Source organism: Sodalis-like endosymbiont of Proechinophthirus fluctus (assembly GCF_001602625.1).
Lineage (GTDB): Bacteria > Pseudomonadota > Gammaproteobacteria > Enterobacterales > Enterobacteriaceae.
On sequence record NZ_LECR01000026.1, the window covers coordinates 20,925 to 21,281 of the forward strand.

General features: G+C 54.1%; 1 protein-coding gene. It reads left to right on the plus strand.

Features of this window, described 5'->3' with window-relative positions; translation table 11 throughout:
- The coding region (locus tag BG74_RS16335; RefSeq protein WP_244267222.1) for an aminopeptidase N C-terminal domain-containing protein at positions 1-357 on the plus strand (357 nt) is incomplete at both ends.

Genomic DNA, 357 nt, shown 5'->3' on the forward strand with positions numbered 1-357 from the left:
GCTAAGTCTTTCCGCAGGGTTTTGCTTGACCAGGAGCTGGATCCGGCGCTGGCAGCACAGATACTGACTCTGCCGAACGAGAATGAAATGGCCGGTCTGTTTGATAGCGTGGATCCGGCGGCAATTCACAGCGTTCATGATGCACTGACCAACTGTCTAGCGAACGAGCTTAGCAATGAACTGTTAGAGGTTTATTGCGCCAACCCATATGGTGAGTATCGGGTAGAGCACCGTGATATCGGCCTGCGCGCTCTGCGCAACTGCTGTTTGCACTATCTGGTGTTCGGCGAACGCGATCGTGCGGTACGTCTTACCACAGAGCAATACTATCAGGCCGACAACATGACCGACACGCTG